This window comes from Tenacibaculum haliotis, assembly GCF_025215075.1.
GTDB classification, from domain to species: domain Bacteria; phylum Bacteroidota; class Bacteroidia; order Flavobacteriales; family Flavobacteriaceae; genus Polaribacter; species Polaribacter haliotis_B.
Map to the genome: position 1 here is coordinate 51,843 of NZ_JAOBTH010000026.1, position 16,422 is coordinate 68,264.

The 16,422-nt window shown below is 29.7% G+C and carries 13 protein-coding genes; 8 read left to right on the forward strand and 5 right to left on the reverse strand.

What is annotated here, in order from left to right:
- Positions 1 to 55: 55 nt before the first annotated feature.
- The 4 genes from N2251_RS06385 to N2251_RS06400 all read left to right on the forward strand — a co-directional run bounded on the left by N2251_RS06385 (position 56) and on the right by N2251_RS06400 (position 4,025).
- A complete protein-coding gene (locus N2251_RS06385) occupies positions 56 to 445 on the forward strand; it encodes an acyl-CoA thioesterase (protein WP_260585900.1) in 390 nt (129 codons plus the stop codon).
- 46 nt (positions 446 to 491) lie between these two features.
- Complete coding sequence (locus N2251_RS06390; RefSeq protein ID WP_260585901.1) at positions 492 to 836, forward strand: hypothetical protein; 345 nt, start codon at positions 492 to 494, stop codon at positions 834 to 836.
- Positions 837 to 940: 104 nt separating this feature from the next.
- Positions 941 to 3,094 carry a TonB-dependent receptor gene (locus N2251_RS06395; protein WP_260585902.1) on the forward strand — a complete coding sequence of 718 codons (2,154 nt, stop codon included), beginning with the start codon at positions 941 to 943 and terminating at the stop codon, positions 3,092 to 3,094.
- Between the two features lie 94 nt (positions 3,095 to 3,188).
- Positions 3,189 to 4,025: a prohibitin family protein gene (locus tag N2251_RS06400; protein WP_260585903.1), complete on the forward strand. Its 837-nt coding sequence runs from the start codon at positions 3,189 to 3,191 to the stop codon at positions 4,023 to 4,025.
- Positions 4,026 to 4,097: 72 nt separating this feature from the next.
- Here N2251_RS06400 and N2251_RS06405 read toward each other — a convergent pair whose 3' ends face one another.
- The gene (locus N2251_RS06405) at positions 4,098 to 5,957 is read right to left on the reverse strand and encodes a DEAD/DEAH box helicase (RefSeq protein ID WP_260585904.1); all 1,860 of its coding nucleotides are present in this window, start codon (positions 5,955 to 5,957) and stop codon (positions 4,098 to 4,100) included.
- Between the two features lie 172 nt (positions 5,958 to 6,129).
- Positions 6,130 to 7,485, reverse strand: a complete 1,356-nt coding sequence (locus N2251_RS06410) for a hypothetical protein (protein ID WP_260585905.1) — start codon at positions 7,483 to 7,485, stop codon at positions 6,130 to 6,132.
- Positions 7,486 to 7,667: 182 nt separating this feature from the next.
- Here N2251_RS06410 and N2251_RS06415 point away from each other — a divergent pair, with 182 nt between their 5' ends.
- Positions 7,668 to 9,287, forward strand: coding sequence for an ABC-F family ATP-binding cassette domain-containing protein (locus N2251_RS06415; protein WP_260585906.1), 1,620 nt, complete (start codon positions 7,668 to 7,670; stop codon positions 9,285 to 9,287).
- A 59-nt stretch (positions 9,288 to 9,346) separates the two neighbouring features.
- On the opposite strand, the gene N2251_RS06420 is transcribed toward N2251_RS06415, so the two are convergent.
- Genes N2251_RS06420 through N2251_RS06430 form a run of 3 tightly spaced genes read right to left on the reverse strand, consistent with a single transcriptional unit; the run spans position 9,347 to position 11,440 of the window.
- Positions 9,347 to 9,901 (reverse strand): RsmD family RNA methyltransferase, encoded by a 555-nt coding sequence (locus tag N2251_RS06420; protein WP_260585907.1) that lies wholly within the window; start codon positions 9,899 to 9,901, stop codon positions 9,347 to 9,349.
- Complete coding sequence (locus N2251_RS06425; protein WP_260585908.1) at positions 9,901 to 10,731, reverse strand: DUF3822 family protein; 831 nt, start codon at positions 10,729 to 10,731, stop codon at positions 9,901 to 9,903. The genes N2251_RS06420 and N2251_RS06425 overlap by 1 nt, the downstream gene beginning before the upstream one ends.
- Positions 10,706 to 11,440 (reverse strand): hypothetical protein, encoded by a 735-nt coding sequence (locus tag N2251_RS06430; protein ID WP_260585909.1) that lies wholly within the window; start codon positions 11,438 to 11,440, stop codon positions 10,706 to 10,708. Before N2251_RS06430 ends, N2251_RS06425 begins: the two co-directional genes overlap by 26 nt.
- Positions 11,441 to 11,542: 102 nt before the next feature.
- On the opposite strand from N2251_RS06430, the gene N2251_RS06435 reads away from it, so the two are divergent.
- The 3 genes from N2251_RS06435 to N2251_RS06445 all read left to right on the forward strand — a co-directional run bounded on the left by N2251_RS06435 (position 11,543) and on the right by N2251_RS06445 (position 16,389).
- Positions 11,543 to 12,970 (forward strand): ATP-dependent DNA helicase, encoded by a 1,428-nt coding sequence (locus N2251_RS06435; protein WP_260585910.1) that lies wholly within the window; start codon positions 11,543 to 11,545, stop codon positions 12,968 to 12,970.
- Between the two features lie 74 nt (positions 12,971 to 13,044).
- Positions 13,045 to 13,659 carry an energy transducer TonB gene (locus tag N2251_RS06440; protein WP_260585911.1) on the forward strand — a complete coding sequence of 205 codons (615 nt, stop codon included), beginning with the start codon at positions 13,045 to 13,047 and terminating at the stop codon, positions 13,657 to 13,659.
- Positions 13,660 to 13,869: 210 nt separating this feature from the next.
- Positions 13,870 to 16,389: a PIG-L family deacetylase gene (locus tag N2251_RS06445; protein WP_260585912.1), complete on the forward strand. Its 2,520-nt coding sequence runs from the start codon at positions 13,870 to 13,872 to the stop codon at positions 16,387 to 16,389.
- Positions 16,390 to 16,422: the final 33 nt, after the last annotated feature.

The following is a 16,422-nucleotide window of genomic DNA, read 5'->3' on the forward strand; positions in this document are numbered from 1 at the left end:
AGTTTTAATCAATTAAATAGAAAATATTTATCGAAATTTGTGTAAAACGAAATATATGAAATTTAACACACGAAAATGGGTAAAACCAGAAGATTTAAATCCAAACGGAACTTTATTTGGAGGTAGATTATTACAATGGATTGATGAAGAATTAGGTATTTATGCTATTATTCAGTTAGAAATACCAAGAACAGTTACTAAATTTATGTCTGAAATAGATTTTGTTAGTTCAGCAAAACAAGGTGATATTATTGAAATAGGAATTGAAGTTGTAAAATTCGGATCAAGCTCAATTACATTAAACTGCGAAGTACGTAATAAACTAACACATAAAACAATTATTGAAATTGATAAAATAGTTATGGTTAGTTTGGGTGAAGACGGTAACCCAATAAGTCACGGAAAAACAGAAGTAGAATACGTTAAAGACAGGTTAAATAAATAAATCGTGCGGATTTTTTTATACTTTTGTATTTCTTTAAATTAATGAATTGAAAAATATTAGCATTATCATAATAACGTTATTGTTGTTTGTACCTCCGGTTCAAGCGCACTCTGATGCTATTATTTTTAATGATGGTAATATAATAGAAACTCATATTGATGAGATGGATACTGCGCATTCTGATACCCATCATCAAAATGATACAGAGGAAGAAAAAAAAACGGAACACCATCATCACTGTATTTCTTTAGGAATATCGAATGCAATTATTACTTCAGAATTTAAATTTCAGTTTGAAAAACCTCTTCAAATTAAAAAGAAAATACACTTTCATAAAGTTCTAAATACTGCTAGTTTTTTAGATGAACTTTTTCAACCTCCAAGAGCATAATTAATTATAATTTTTTCAATTTCTTATTGAAAACGAATACATCTTTTTATCAAAAAAGATGTATAACTACACACTTACATTTATAATTAATTAAATCATTTAAAATGATAAAAAATATAGTCCTAACCATATTTCTATGGTTATTCGCAGTGAATTTAATCGCACAAAATTCAATTACAATTAAAGTAATTTCAGATGAAAAAGATCCGTTACCAGGAGCTTCAATATTTATAAAAAACACAAAAATAGGTAATGAAACCAATTTAGATGGATTAACTACTATGAACAATATTCCCTCTGGAAAACAAATACTTATAATATCTTTTATAGGTTTTACAACAGTAGAGAGAGTAATTCAATTTCCAACTTTAAAAAAACAACTAATTATTGAACTTCATGAAGATGAAGAATCATTAGAAGAGGTTGTAATTCAATCAACCAGAAGTAAAAGAAGTATAGCTGAAATACCAACACGTGTTGAAGTTATTTCGGCAGAAGAGCTCGGAGAAAAAGCAATTATGAATTCGGCAAATATAGCTATGGTATTGCGTGAGAGTACAGGAATACAAATGCAACAAACTTCGGCCAATTCAGCAAATCAATCTATAAGAATACAAGGGTTAGATGGACGTTTTACACAGTTACTAAAAGATGGGTTTCCGTTATTCGGAGGTTTTTCAAGCGGATTGAGTATTATGCAAATTCCACCTTTAGATTTAAAACAAGTTGAAATAATAAAAGGAAGTTCGTCAACATTATATGGCGGTGGCGCAATTGCAGGTTTGGTAAATTTAGTGTCAAAAAAACCAACGGAAACACCAGAAATTAGTTTAATGTTCGATCAGACTTCTCGTAATGGAAGTACTTTAAATGCTTTTTATAGCCAACGATTTGATAAAATTGGAGTTTCATTATATGGTTCTGCTAATCATCAAAATGCTACGGATGTAAATAATGATCATTTTACCGATATTCCTAAAGTAAGAAGTGTTAGTTTTAATCCATCTTTTTTTTATTATCCAAATGAAAAAGAACAATTACGGTTAAGTTTAAACGCATCAGTAGAAAAAAGAATCGGAGGGGATATTGATGCTATAAATAATAATGTTTCGCCAGAGCATAACTTTTTTGAAGAAAATAAAACGCAACGTTATGCTTCGCAATTAACATATAGCAATGATATTTCTGAAGATAAAACACTAACATTTAAAAATAGTGTAAGTTATTTTAAACGTAATTTAAGTTTACCTACATTTCAATTTAAAGGAAATCAAATAGCAACATTTACTGAGGCGACTTATAATTTATATAAAGATAATTCTGATTGGGTTTTTGGAGGGAATATTATCACAGAAAACTTTAAAGAAACTGAAACTACAAATTTAAATCGCAGTTATAATCAATTTACATTTGGTGGTTTTGCTCAAAATAATTGGGAATTTAATAAAAAAATGACTTTAGAAAGTGGTTTAAGAACTGATTATGATAATAACTACGGAACTTTTTTATTACCAAGATTGTCATTATTTATAAAATATAATGACGCTGTTTCAAGTAGAATAGGAGGTGGTTTAGGTTATAAAATACCAACTATTTTTACTGAAGATGCCGAATTGCGCTCGTACCAAAATGTATTACCCATAAATGTTACCAATTTTAAGGCAGAGACTTCTATTGGGGTTAATACAGATGTAAATTATAAAACTCGAATATTTAATGGTAAAATATCATTATCATTCAATCAATTAGTTTTTTATACGCAATTAAAAAACTCACTCATATTACAAGAAAATGGTACTAATTATGAGTTTTCTAACGCTGAAAATAGATTAAATAGTTACGGAGCAGAAACTAATTTAAAGTTTAAGTACAAGCACTTTATATTGTTTTCCAATTATGCTTATAATAATGTAACACTTAATACAACACAAAAAGCATTAACCCCGAAGCACAGTATTGGTAGTGTTTTAATGTATGAAGTACACGATAAATGGCGAATAGGTTATGAGGCATATTACAAGAGTTCCCAGCTAAGAAATGATTTAACAGCTACGCCCAATTATTGGACAATGGGTTTTATGGTAATGCGTACTTTCGGAAAGATTAGTTTATATACAAATTTTGAAAACTTTACAGACACGAAACAACAAAATTATCAATCAATGATAAATGCACCACATAATAATCCAACTTTTACAGATATTTGGGCACCTACTGACGGGTTTGTTTTTAATACAGGAATTTTAATAAAATTATAAAAAATACAAATGACAATTATCATGTAGAGTTGTAAGACTATGTTAAGGTAATTGTGATTAATTCTGTACATTTGAATACACACAAATTATAAAGATGAATAATAATAAACAATTAGATTTACAATTGCCAAAAGGAGGAATTCTTTTAGGAGTTTTAGCAGTAATAGCAATTATTGCTTTTTCAAAATCAACCGTAACTATAAAGTCAGGACAAGCAGGTGTTTTATATAAAACCTTTGGTGGCGGAGTAGTAACAGATGAGGCAGCAATGGGAGAGGGGTTTCAGGTTGTAGCGCCTTGGAATAAAGTATTCATATACGAAGTACGTCAGCAGGAAATATATGAGAAAATGCAAGTTTTATCATCAAACGGATTAGAAATTCAGTTAGAGGCTTCTATTTGGTTTCAACCACAACCTGGTAAAATAGGTTCTCTACATCAAGAAAAAGGAGAAAATTATATTTCTAGAGTTATACAACCAGCTATTCGATCGGCAGCTCGTAGTGTTGTTGGCCGTTACACACCTGAGCAATTATATTCTAGTAAAAGAGATGTAATCCAAACAGAAATATTTGTTGAAACAAAAAAGATTTTAGACCAACAATATGTTCAATTAAATGAAGTTTTGGTAAGAGACGTTACATTGCCTCCAACAATTAAAACAGCAATTGAGCGTAAGTTAAAGCAAGAACAAGAATCTTTAGAATACGAATTTAGATTAGTTACCGCACAAAAAGAAGCTGAAAAACAAATTATTGAAGCAAAGGGTAAAGCTGATGCGAATAAAATTTTAAGCGCTTCTTTAACTGATAAGATTTTACAAGACAAAGGTATTGAGGCTACATTAAAGCTGTCTGAATCACCAAACAGTAAGGTAGTGTTGATTGGAGCTGGTAAAAGCGGAATGCCAATTATTTTAGGAGACCAATAAACTTCATTAAAATTTAAGCAAAAAAAAGCAACTCATTTATGAGTTGCTTTTTTAATATATAAGATTCTTTGCTTAGTCTCTTTTACGTTTTCTTCCAAAACCAGCAGAAGCATTACCATCACCACTACTTCTTCTAGAAGAAGATGAAGAACCACTGTCGTTACTACGTCTTCTAGAATCACTTCTGTTAGAAGATTCACCTCTACTAGAATCACTTCTTCTACCAGAACTTCTTGGCCCTCTATCATTTCCACCGCTTCTTCTTCTTCCGCTGAATCCACCACCGCCACCGCGAGGTTTTCTTCCGCCTCCACCGCCACCGCGATTAGATTTAGTAATTTCAATGTTTACAGAACGTCCGTTAAAGTCAGCATCATTAGATCCAAAAGCATCTAATGTTTCTTTTTCAAAGTTTTTATCAATTTCAAAGAAAGAAAAAGTATCTAAAATATCAATTGCACCGATTTCAATTTTATCTGCAATTTTTTGATCGTTTATTAAACCGATTAATGAAGCAGGATTCAATTTATCTTTTCTACCTAAGTTGATAAAGAAACGAGTCATGTTTTCATCATTAGATCTAGCTCTTGAACTATCTCTGTTTGATACATCGTTTAAATCGTCAGACTTGTTGTAGTAAGATAAAAATTTATTGAATTCTAAAGAAACGAATTTTTGAACTAATTCTTCTCTAGATAAGTCTTCTAATTTTTCATAGATACTAGGTAAGAATTCTTCAATTTGTTCAGTATTAACTTCAGTAGCTTTTACCTTTTCAATTAAATGCATTAATTGATTTTGGCAAATTTCTTTACCTGTAGGTACTTTTTTAGCTTCAAATTTCTTTTTGATGATACGCTCAATAGAACGTAATCTACCTTTTTCTTTATTATTTACTAATACAACAGAAATACCTTTGCTACCAGCTCTACCTGTTCTACCACTACGGTGATTGTAGTTTTCTATTTGGTCTGGTAATTTATGGTTGATAACGTGTGTTAAATCGTTTACATCAATTCCACGAGCAGCAACATCAGTTGCAACTAAGATTTGGATAGTTTTCTTACGAAATTTACCCATTACACTATCTCTTTGTTGTTGAGATAAATCTCCGTGTAAAGCATCAGCGCTATAACCATCTTTTATTAGGTTGTTGGCTACTTCTTGTGTTTCTCTTCTTGTTCTACAGAAAATAATTGCGTAAATATCAGTATTTACATCTGCAATTCTTTTTAATGCTTGGTAACGTGTTCTTTCGTTTACAACATAGTATTCGTGAGTAACGTTATCTGATCCTTGATTTTTTTCTCCTGATGTAATTTCAACAGGATTATCCATATAATTTCTAGCAATAGCTTCTACTTCTCTAGGAAAAGTTGCTGAAAATAATAAAGTTTGTTTTGTTTCAGGAGTTGCATCTAATACTTTATCAAGTTCGTCTTTGAACCCCATGTTAAGCATTTCATCAGCTTCATCTAAAACTAGCCATTTTACGTTTCCTAATCTTAAAGCTCTACGATTTATTAAATCGACAGTTCTACCAGGAGTTCCTACAACTATTTGTGCACCTCTTTTTAAACCTCTAATTTGCTCTTCGATATTAGAACCACCATATACAGTTACCACTTTTAAGTCTGGTATGTATTTAGCGAATTCTTTAATGTTGTTTCCTATCTGAACTGCAAGTTCACGAGTAGGAGATAAGATAATAGCTTGTGTATTTTTATCTGAGTAGTCTATTTGCTCGATAATTGGTAAACTAAAAGCAGCAGTTTTTCCTGTACCTGTTTGGGCGAATGCTTTTAAATCTGCCGTAGATGAAATAATTTGTGGAATTGCTTTTTCTTGAATTACAGTAGGCTTTTCGTAACCTAAATCTGTTAATGCTTTGTTGATAGGCTCTTTTAAACCTAAATCTAAAAATGTTGACATATATACGTCTGTGTTCTTTTTAGATTCACAGACGCCAGTATCTGTAAACCTGATTCTTAATTTGGACAATAGATTATATGGCTAATAATCTGGTAGTTAATAATCTAAATTTCATTTTATTTCAAAAATAAAATCCCGCAAAGGTATGATAAATAATATAGATTATAGAGGATTATTTGTTTTTGTGTAAATTGCTTACTTCTAGATTAATTCCTTTAGAAGATAAACTAGTGTATCCGTTAGTTATAACACCTTTATTATCAATTAAAACTAAACGTGGAAACTTACTAGATGAAAAATTGTAAACAGTACTTTTTTTAGGTAAAGTATACTGGTGTTTTATATCAATTTTCTTAGTATATCTTTTAGAAGCTGTAGATAGATTAACAACCACAAAATTAACTTCCGGATTTTTTCTAATTAAATAATTAGTACGAGATGCAATCCATTCATCAGAAGCATGCTTATAATCTTTAAATAAAATAACAGTATTTTTCTTGCCTATTATTTCTGAAATATTTTTTTCTTCTCCTTTGGCATTCATTAAGTTAAAAGAAGGTAGTTTTTCTCCTGTTTGTAGTACTTTAAGATCGTTAATTAAACGTTGTATGTTTTTTTTCTGTTCTATATCTGTATTCAACTTAAAAAAAGTAAAGAACATTTTATTTTTGTCTTTCTTATTAGGTTCTTTAAAGAAGTGGCGTACAACGGTGTTGTATAATAATTTATTTTTTATTTCTTCGGATGTTATATTTGAGTCTATATTATGTAATAAATCAACAGTAAAATTAGCTGATCTGTCTTTTTTAAGATATACGTCATTGTATAACTTATCAATCATAAAACTATAATACGGACTAAAGAAAATTAAAGAATCTTTCTTTGAATTGATGTCAGAACGATAATCAAAATAAGAGTCAACTAATTTTTCAGGGGTTTCTTTTTTGAAATTATGAATAGCATACTGTTCTAAATTCGCATAAATAGGATATAGTAAAGAAATATTTAGTATTTCTATAAAATCATTAGAAATTGTATTATCACTATTTTTATAATTGTTAATAATATTATGCTTGATTTTTTTAAGAGAGTCAATTTTTTTTAGAAACGTATCTTGAGATAAGTTATAAAACTTCGAAAAATTTTTATTGTCTTGTTCCGTTTGTAAAAAAGCTTCAATTAAGATATTGTTACGTGCAGCATCTTTACCACTAAAAACCAAAGATTCATCAAAATCCCAAGTGTTTAGCCTAAAAAGTAAACTATCCTTAGGCTCTAAGTATACATATTGGTGTTCTGGTCCATGCTCAAATAAATATAATCCTTTTTTAAAATTCTTATAAGAACCTAAAAAACTATTATCTTTCTTTAAATAAATAGTATCATTAAAGCTATAATTGTCTGAAAGCGTTACATAACTACATTTTGGATTGATGATTTTACCACCAAAATAAGTAGCTTTTGCAGCTTCAGGTTCATTACAACTAATGAGTAAAATTAATATAAAGGGTACTAAATATTTAGTCATGTTTTTGCGGTTCTCTTTTACAAAGATATAATGTTCAAAAATAAACATCTCTATATAATTTAGTTGTTAATTCATTGTTAAAAGAATTAAAAGCGTCAAATGTAAGATGTTAAATATTTCCTTGCAAATTCTTTTTAAGTCAGTATATTTTATACTTTTGCAGCCAATTTAAAAAGCTATAAATGTTATCAGTATCTAATTTATCAGTTCAGTTTGGTAAGCGTATTTTGTTTGATGAAGTAAATACAAAATTTACTCAAGGAAATTGCTACGGTATTATCGGGGCAAACGGAGCAGGAAAGTCTACTTTTTTAAAGATTATATCAGGGGTACAAGAACCAACATCTGGTCATGTTCATTTAGAACCTGGAAAAAGAATGTCTGTTTTAACTCAAGATCACTACGCTTTTGATGAGTATACTACGTTAGAAGCTGTTTTAATGGGGAATAAAGAATTGCATAAAATTAAATCAGAAATAGATGCTCTATATGCAGATTATACTGATGAAAATGCAGAGAAAATAGGGGAGTTGCAAGTTCGTTTTGAAGAAATGGATGGTTGGAATGCCGATGCTGCTGCTGCAACTTTATTATCTAATTTAGGTATTAAAGAAGAAGATCATTATACTCTATTGGCTGATTTAGAATCTAAAAAGAAAGTACGTATTTTATTAGCACAAGCTTTATTTGGGAATCCTGATGTATTAATTATGGATGAACCTACCAACGATTTAGATTTTGAAACTATTGCTTGGTTAGAAAACTTCTTAGCTAATTTTGATAACACCGTAATCGTTGTATCACATGACCGTCACTTTTTAGATGCCGTTTGTACACATATTTCTGATATTGATTTTGCTAAAATAAATCACTTTTCTGGAAATTATACTTTCTGGTATGAATCTAGTCAGTTAGCTGCAAAACAAAGAGCGCAACAAAATAAAAAGGCAGAAGACAAGAAGAAGGAATTAGAAGAATTTATTCGTCGTTTTTCTGCAAACATGGCAAAATCTAAACAAGCTACTTCTCGTAAGAAGATGATAGATAAGTTAAATGTTGATGAAATTAAACCTTCTAGTCGTCGTTACCCAGCAATTATTTTTGATAGAGATAGAGAGGCAGGAGATCAGATTTTAAATATAGAAGGGCTATCTAAAAACTTTGAAGGAAGTCCGTTATTTGCGAATATTGATATAAACTTAAATAAAGGAGACAAAGTAGCTATTATTTCAAAAAGCTCGAAAGCAGTATCTACATTTTATGAAATTATCGCTGGAAATGAAGAAGCTGATTCTGGAAAATACAATTGGGGAGTAACAACTACGCAATCTTATTTACCAGCAGATAATTCATCATTTTTTCAAGATGGAGAGTTAGATTTAGTAGATTGGTTACGTCAGTACGCACAAACCGAAGAAGAAAGAGAAGAAGTGTTTTTAAGAGGTTTTTTAGGGAAAATGATTTTTTCTGGTGAAGAAGCTTTAAAGAAAAGTAATGTGCTTTCTGGAGGAGAAAAAGTGCGTTGTATGCTATCTCGTATGATGATGACAAGAGCAAACATTGTTTTGTTAGATGAGCCAACCAATCACTTAGACTTAGAATCTATTCAGTCTTTAAACAACTCTTTAATTAACTTTAAAGGAACTGTATTGTTTTCTACTCATGATCACGAGTTTGCACAAACAGTAGCTAACAGAGTTATTGAAATAACACCAAAAGGAGTTATCGATAAGTATTCAACTTTCGATGAATATTTATCTGATTCTAAGGTAAAGGAATTAAGAAAAAAAATGTATTCATAATAAATACCTTATCACATAAAAAAAAGGAAGCTAATTAAATAGCTTCCTTTTTTTTATGATTATTCTTCTGTAGTTGTTTCTATTTCGAAAAAACTAAAAACATTACCTCCATAACGTTTATCGTAGCTATGGTTTGGATGTTTTGTTAAATCGGTGTGTTTAGAGTGCTCTATTATTAAAGTACCTTCTTCATTTAAAAGTTGACGCTCAAAAACAAGGTCAGCAATTTTTAAAAACTGTTCTTCTTCAAAATCATACGGAGGATCTGCAAAAATAACATCCGACTTTATAGTTGTTTTTTCTAAGAATTTATATACATCACTTTTGTAGGTGTTAATATCAAAATCTAATTCTTTAGCAGTGTCATTTATGAATTTTACACATCCAAAATGTGCATCAACAGCATGTATTGTTAAGGTTCCGCGAGATGCAAATTCATAACTGATATTACCAGTACCTGCAAAAAGATCTAATACAGCAATACTATCAAAATAATAATCGTTGTTTAAAATATTAAATAACGATTCTTTAGCCATGTCGGTCGTAGGACGAACTGGTAATTTTTTCGGAGCAGAAAGTCGTCTGCTTTTATATTTTCCTGATATAATTCTCATTAATTTGCTAAGATAAAATTAGAATGATTTGAAAATTCTTCACTTTCTGTAAAGAAGTTTGAAATAGGTTTAAAAAAATGAATATTACGTATATAATTATAGGCAACATCATAAAGTTCAGACGTTTTTTCGATAGCCCCAATAAGTGTTAATTGAAACTCATTCGGATGCATCTGTAATTGTTCTGCAACAAATAAAATATAATAAATAAAATCTTCTTTTGTAGAAAATGAAAATGAATTGTATAAAATTAAGTTATTTTTTTGACAAACAACAATATCTATTTGATTAGGTGAAACCTGTACAAAAAATTGCTTTTCAGAATCTTCTTTAGAAAAATTTAATAATTTATCTATTAAAATAGTTGAATGATGTTTGTATTCAAATTCACCAAAATTTTGAAACAAATAATTATTGATGTTTACATATGGTATGTATACTGTATTTGCAGTTATAGCTTCTAAAGAGTCATAAGTTATAAAATCCGTAGATAGAGTTTTAACAGTGTATTTTAAGTAGGCCTCTAAGTTACTTCTATCAAAATATTCGTTAGGAACAAGCGTAGCTAAGTTGTTTTGATGAATTGCAAAAACGGTTATAAAATCTTGTTGTAAATCTTTATCAGTAGCAAAAATGGTAATAATTTTATCTAATAAAGCTTCAGGAGAAGCTAAGGAATTTTTAAACGTGTATTCAGTAAATAAGAGTATTTCTTTGGTATCAGAATTAGCGATACAAAAAGAAAATCCATCCAAACTAAATTGGATGGATAGATTTTTATTTTGCGCAATTGCGCTACTTTTTTTAGTCTTCTTTAACAACCGCTTCACCTTTATCGTAAGAAGGAGGCCAGTTACCACCAGTAGTAACTTCTGCTAAAGAACCAACAGAAACATAAGCTCCTTTAATTTGATCAGTTTCTAAAGCTTCTAATTCTTGTTTTACTAAAGAAGTACTCATTCCTTTTAAAACAGAAGATTTGTCAGCTTTTACTTCAAAAACAGGTACAAATAAACCTGTAACTTTTTCAACAGTACCAGTTGCTATTTCAAATTGCTTGTCGGTTCCAGGAACGTTAAACATTCCTTTATAATCTTTTCCTTCAAAATATTTTGATACCGGTTCATAACCAATCGTATCAATTTTCTTTTTAGAAATAGTAATCATAATTCCACCACCTCTATCTACTTCTTCTTCAATATTGCTAGTTTCAATTAAAGCCAATTGCCCTTTCTCAATAAAGTTTATTAAAGAGTCTTTACTGTCGGTATACGTTCTGTAAACCTCTTTGTACTTAACTTCAGCATCACGAATTAACTTTAAATTCTTAATAACCTTAGCGTATCGTACTTCTTTTTCTTTAGCAAAATGAATAGGTTCCATAATACCTCCGTAAATAAGATATCCTAAATAAGCGGTGGCTGCTAAGAGTAATATAGAAACTAACCATCTCATTTTCAGTGGTACAAATTTAACTATAACTACAGCTAAAAGAATTGCAACGACAACGGCTGCTAAAATCATTAATAATAAATTCATTTTTTTTGTTTTAATAATATGATATACGCAAATCTACAATTTTTTTTCAATCATAAAAATATTTCTGTATAAATAGATATATCTTTGGCCATTATTTAAAATATGATAGAATCTGCCTCTAATTTTTATAAAGAAATACTTCAAAAATTTCCATATCAACCTACTCAAAAGCAAAATGAGTTATTAGATAAGTTAACGGATTTTATATTTGGAAAAAATACAGATGCCTTATTTTTATTAAAAGGATATGCTGGTACTGGTAAAACAACTATAATAAGTACTGTTGTTAATAATTTATGGAAAGCGGGTAAAAAAGCCGTTTTATTAGCGCCAACAGGTCGTGCAGCTAAAGTAATTTCGGGCTATTCTAAAAAGCAAGCCTTTACAATACATAAGAAAATTTATTTTCCGAAAAAAGAAGGGAATGGGGGCGTAAGCTTTGTAATGCAGCCAAATAAGCACATAAATACGATATTTATTATTGATGAAGCTTCAATGATATCCGATTCTCGGCAAAACTCAAAACTGTTTGAAAACGGTTCTTTATTAGATGATTTAATTTCGTATGTGTACTCTGGTAAAAATTGTAAAATTGTTTTTATAGGGGATACTGCGCAATTACCGCCTGTTAAATTAACGATAAGTCCCGCTTTAGAAGCTGATAGACTTTCTTTTGATTTTAATAAAGATGTTATTGAAATTGAATTGGATGAAGTAGTAAGGCAACAGCAAAATTCTGGAATCTTAGCAAATGCAACCGATTTACGTTTATTGATACAAAATAATATTATAGACTTTCAATTTGATGTAAATTATCCTGATATTATTCGATTAGAAGATAGTTACGACATTCAAGATGCTATTACAATGGCGTATGATGGAGATATTGGCGTAGAGGATACCGCATTTATAGTGCGATCAAACAAAAGAGCAAACCAGTATAATGATCAAATTAGAACAAAAATTCGCGGTCAAGAAAACGAAATTTCTACTGGAGATTATGTAATGGTTGTTAAGAATAATTATTTCTGGTTAAAAGATTCTTCTTCTGCAGGTTTTATAGCGAACGGAGATATTTGTGAAGTAATGCGAATTAATACTATTAAAGAATTATACGGATTTAAATTTGCTGAAGTAGAAGTTCGTATGATTGATTATCCTGATATGAATCCCTTTGAAACAGTATTGTTGTTAGACACACTTTCTAGTGAAAGTCCGTCTTTAACCTACGAAGAATCTAATAAGTTATACGAAGCTGTAAAAGAAGATTTTGCAGATGAAAAATCGAAGTATAAACAGTTTATGGGGGTAAAAAAGAACAAGTATTTTAATGCCCTTCAAGTAAAATTCTCGTATGCAATGACTTGTCATAAATCACAAGGAGGACAATGGAATACCGTTTTTATTGAGCAACCTTATTTACCCGACGGGCCAAGTGTTGAGTATTTACGATGGTTATATACTGCAATTACCAGAGCGCAAGATAAATTGTATTTAATTGGCTTTAAAGACGATTATTTTTTAGATTAAAATTTTTATGTGACTTTTTATTTTTTTGTTGTCTTAAGGTATAGTATTTCTACTAAAAAGGTTTAAAAAATAGCATGAAAAGAATAACTCTAATTTTAATTATCTGCATATATCAACAAAATTTTGCACAATCAGTATGTGTTAGCGATGAAGCATCTAATTTCGAAGATTTAAATGAAATCGCTATAAAAAAGTGTGAAATTGAAAATTTGAAAGCAGAAAAAAATATTACTAAAAATCGTTTAAATGAAAGAGCTTTTAAGCGAAGACGAAACCTTAAAAAGTCGTTTAAAAGTAAAGATAAAATAGCGAATATAATTTCATCTATAAGTAAAACAAAAAGTATAATTTCCTTTCAAAAAGTTGAAAAAACACCTTTATTTCCTTTATCAAAAAGGAATGAAAATTCTTTTAATGAAAAGATGATTGATCATATTAAAAGTAATTTAATTTATCCTAAAAAAGCATTAATTAACAAATTAGAAGCTCTTGTATTTGTTAGTTTTATAATAAATGTAAACGGAAATATTGAAAATATCGAAGTGTCATCTAAAAGCTTAAATAGCGATATCTTAAAAAAAGAAGCAATCCGAATTATATCTTTACTTCCTAAGTTTACCCCTGGGAAACAAGAAGGAAAAGAAGTGCGTGTTTCTTATAATTTTCAAATGGATTTTTCATTAAGTTAATCGCGAGTTTTTTGTTTTTTATAGAGTAAAAATATATGTTAGTGTTTTGTTAATTTAATAAAAGTTCTAACTAAAAAAAGTACATTTGTTTGTTATAATATTTTAGGTTATTCCGAATTTATCTCAGAATTTCATAGTGTTTTATAATTAAGTTAGGAATCTGAAATAAATTTAGGTTCACCAAATTTCTTATCAACCAAACAATAAAAGATGTACAAAAAAACGCTTTTTAGCCTTTCTTTTTTATTGATATCTGTATCAATATTTGCACAAAAACCTGATAAACTAAGTTCTAACCAAGTTTATGAGAAAATTCAAAAACTAAACTTTTTAGGTACCGCATTGTACATTGCAGCCCATCCTGATGATGAAAATACGCGTTTAATCGCTTATTTATCAAATCACGAAAAAGCACGAACAGGTTATTTATCATTAACTCGTGGTGATGGAGGTCAGAATTTAATTGGATCAGAAATGAGAGAATTATTAGGTGTAATTCGTACACAAGAATTATTGGCTGCTCGCAGGGTAGATGGTGGAGAACAACGTTTTTCGAGAGCAAACGATTTTGGGTATTCTAAACACCCAGATGAAACGTTAAAAATATGGAATAAAGAAAAGGTTTTGGCAGATGTAGTTTGGGCTATTCGTACTTTTAAGCCAGATGTAATTATCAATCGTTTTAATCACAGAACACCAGGTACTACACATGGTCATCATACTTCATCAGCAATGTTAAGTATGGAAGCTTTCGATTTGTCAAACGATAAAACAAAATATGCTAGTCAGCTTAAAAATACTAGTACTTGGCAACCACAACGCTTATTTTTTAATACTTCTTGGTGGTTTTATGGGAGTCAAGAAAAATTTGAGAAAGCGGATAAGAGTAAAATGTTAAGTTTTGATGTAGGCGCATATTATCCATTAAAAGGATTGTCGAATAATGAAGTTGCTTCTATGGCAAGTAGCCAGCATTTATGTCAAGGTTTTGGTCGATTAACAACACGTGGAAGCCAAACAGAATGGGTTGAGTTTTTAAAAGGAGATTTTCCGAAGGATAAAAAAGATATTTTTTCAGGAATTAATACTACCTGGAATAGAGTAGAAGGTGGTGGCGAAATTGGCGACATTTTATACGAGGTTGAAAAGAATTTCGATTTTGTAAATCCGTCGAAGCATTTACCTGAATTAATGAAAGCTTATGAGTTGGTTCAGAATTTAAAAGATGAACATTGGAAAAATATAAAATCAAAAGAGCTAAAATTAATTATAAAGTCGTGTGCAGGTTTGTATTTAGAAGCATCAGCAAATAAATCGAGTGCAACACCTAATAGTACATTTAACGTCGATTTTGAAGTGTTAAATAGGAGTAATCAATCAATTGAATTAGCATCTATTAAAATATTACCTAGTGAAAAAACGATTTTAAAAGAATTAGATTTATTGCCAAATTCGAAACAAAATTTTAAAGAAAATATTACAATTAAAAACGTTGGTTATTCGTCTCCATATTGGTTAACAAAACCTTGGGATTTAGGAATGTACACTGTTGATGATAAGAAATTAATTGGAAATCCAGAAAGTTCACGACCAGTTCATATTGTTTATAATATGATTATTGATGGAAAATCAATTGAATTCGTAATTCCGGTTGTTTACAGATATTCTAAAAGAGATAAAGGAGAAATTTATGAGCCTTTTGAAGTATTACCAAAAGTAACTACAAAATTAAAAAGTAAAATTATTATTTTTTCTGAAGATGTTGCTCAAAAAGTATCTTTAGAAGTTCGTTCAGGAGCTAAAAACGTAAGCGGAACTGTTGCTTTACAAGTTCCTAACGGATGGGAGGTGTCTCCTAAAATAGCAGATTTTAATATAGAACAAAAGGGAGATAAACAAGTTGTAGATTTTAAAGTTACACCATCTAAAAATCAATCCGAAGGGATTTTAAAAGTAATTGCAACGATTAATGATAAAACGTATGATAAAGAATTGGTAGAAATTAACTACGATCATATTCCGAAACAATCGATATTATTGCCATCACAAGCAAAATTAGTTCGTTTAAATATTAAGAAAAGAGGCGAAAAGGTTGCTTATATTCAAGGATCAGGTGATGCAATTCCAGAAAGTTTACGTCAAATAGGATATACTGTTATAGAAATTAACCCGAAAGATATCAACGATAAAAATTTACAAGATTTTGATGCTGTTGTAGTAGGAATTAGAGCTTATAATACTTTGCAAGAATTACAATTTAAACAAAAATATTTGTTAGAATTTGTAAAAAATGGTGGAAACATGATTGTGCAATACAATACCAATAGAAGAGTAGATGTAAAAGCACCGTTTGAGTTAAAATTATCGAGAGATAGGGTTACTGATGAAAATGCAAAGGTTACTTTGTTGGCTAAAAATCATTCGATATTAAATTATCCGAATAAAGTTACTGAAGCTGATTTTAAAGGTTGGGTTCAAGAACGTGGGTTGTATTTTCCGAATCAATGGAGTAAAGAATATACGCCAATTTTAGCTATGAATGATAAAGGAGAAACAACTAAAGAAGGTAGTTTGTTAATTGCTAAATACGGAAAAGGAAATTATATATATACTGGTTTAAGTTTCTTTAGAGAATTGCCAGCAGGTGTTTCCGGAGCTTATAAATTATTTGCGAATATGTTATCGGTTGGAAAAGAAACCAAACAAAAACAAAAGGAAGTAAAATTTTAGTATAATTACTACTAAAGTAAAAAGCTCGATAAC